Raw genomic sequence first — 1,983 nt, 5'->3', positions numbered from 1 at the left:
CTGTTATTGCTCCACCTCTAAATAATGGTTGTGATACTCCTAAGGTTTGAGTATAACCTGTTTTTTCGTCTGAATTCATGTCATTCATAGATCTTTTTGTATGCTCTGACATCTGATACTGACCATTGTAAGTCACTGTTGGTAACGCTGCTTTAAAAGCTCTTTTTACATTCAAATTAGCATTTTCTTTAGAAAATTCTGCTGATTTTATTGTTTTTCCATTTTCTAAAGCTAAATCAATTGCACTTTCTAATGTTAACTCTCTAGAAAACGCTGCTGTTGAAAATAAAATTAATAATCCTAATAACTTTTTCAATATTCCCCTCCTACTATTAAAATAAAAAATCAATTCATTCTATTTTTATTTTGTGTATTCTATGTGTAAATAATAAAAATTTATGAAAAATGAATCAAAAAACAAAAAACTAAATCTCTTTTACAAGATTTAGTTTTTTGTTTTTATTTTAAAATTTGATTTTTGTCATTTGAATCATATTCAATAACTCTTCCTAAAGAATCTCCTGGTTCACTATATGGATAATCTTTTATGCTTGCTACAACACCTGAATTTGGTGATTTGTATTCTTTTACCATATTTCCAAAAGCATCATACTGAACAAATAAAACATCATTCTTTTTTACTTTATCCATTACTTTTACTTTTGCTTCTACAAATCCACCTTTTTCAGCTCGAATACGACTCCATGTATTTCCATAGAAAGTTTTTACCGTAGTACTACTTAATTCTTTCATATCTAAATAGTTCCAGTAAATAAGATTGTTTATTACTCCATTTGTAGCTCTAGATACAATTTCAGCTTCTTGAGTTTCAGAAGAACCCAATTCAAATGTTATACTCGGAATCGATAATTCTACAAAAGAAGTCTCTACAGATCCTTTCTCTCCATTGTCCATCTTTACTATATCAGAGCTCGTTAGCTCTGCCATTTTTTTTATATCTGGATTTCTAAAGTCAGCATATACAAATAATGGAAACTGACTTCCTTTACCACTTGTATGCAAATCAATTACTTTATCTGCATTTTTAGACAATAAGTTTTGCCAAATTAATGTTGAATATTTTTGATCAATCGCTGTTGTTTTTCCAGAATTAATTATTCTATTTAAATCTGATGTATTCTCAGAATTACCAGCAAATTTATATCCTCTTGTATTATTTAATAATCCTGGAATATTCATTCCATGAACTATTGTTATTGTTCCTTTTACATCTTTTGGATTTAACTGCTCCTTTACTTTGTAAGTTGTCAGTATTGGATTTAGTTCATTTCCATGGACACCTGAATTTAGTAAAAATTTACCTCCTGATTTCTTTCCTTTAATTACTGTAACAGGTATATACCAAGGACTTCCTAAGCTATTTTCTGTTCCCTCAAAAAAGAATTCATAAATTTTTCCATTTTCCAAATCGTTTACATCTAGGTTACTTATAATATCTTTTCCTAAATATTTTTCTCCAGTGTACTCTGTTTTTGCTAGTACTAATGTTGATAATGATAAAAATGTTAGTATTAATTTTTTTGACATTTTTTTATCCTCCCAAGTTTTTTAGTATCTACCCCAAAAGAAAAAGCATACCAAAAATGATATGCCTTTGAGAACTTAATTAAAAAAAATTAATAAGTGTATTGTTATGGCAGCGTCACAATACTTAATTCACAGGATCACAAGATCATAGCCCTCGGCCTTAGGCTCCCTTTGTGGAAGTGAACTAACCTCTATTCTATTGTTAGAATGAGTATACTCTAATTAAATAATTTTAGCAACTTTTTTTATTTTTTAAAGGATTGTTTTTATAAAATCGTAATATCTATTAACAATATTTTGAATCTGTTAACTAAAGATGAAAAATAGGTCCAATTCCTAAAAAAGGGATAAAGATTTTCGACTTGAAATATTTTTGTAAAAAAATGATATCACAAAAAGACATAGCTTGTCTATGCCTTAAAAAGAATATTCTTT

The 1,983-nt window shown here is 28.1% G+C and carries 2 protein-coding genes; both read right to left on the bottom strand.

Annotated features, from left to right (window positions below; translation table 11 throughout):
- Nucleotides 1-316 (bottom strand): TolC family protein (locus ACRCZX_RS02160; RefSeq protein WP_438581301.1); only part of this gene is annotated, 316 nt, incomplete at its 3' end.
- A gap of 143 nt (nucleotides 317-459) precedes the next feature.
- Nucleotides 460-1,548 carry a M14 family metallopeptidase gene (locus ACRCZX_RS02155; protein ID WP_438581300.1) on the bottom strand — a complete coding sequence of 363 codons (1,089 nt, stop codon included), beginning with the start codon at nucleotides 1,546-1,548 and terminating at the stop codon, nucleotides 460-462.
- Between the last annotated feature and the right edge of the window lie 435 nt (nucleotides 1,549-1,983).

The sequence above is a fragment of the Cetobacterium sp. genome, assembly GCF_051658645.1.
Lineage (GTDB): Bacteria > Fusobacteriota > Fusobacteriia > Fusobacteriales > Fusobacteriaceae > Cetobacterium_A.
The sequence above is the reverse complement of the archived record's forward strand: the minus strand, read 5'-3'. Positions and strand labels throughout refer to the sequence as shown.

Bases quoted from the DNA above. Each gene is read 5' to 3' on its own strand.
- ACRCZX_RS02155 (WP_438581300.1), bottom strand. From the start codon at position 1,548: ATGTCAAAAAAATTAATACTAACATTTTTATCATTATCAACATTAGTA.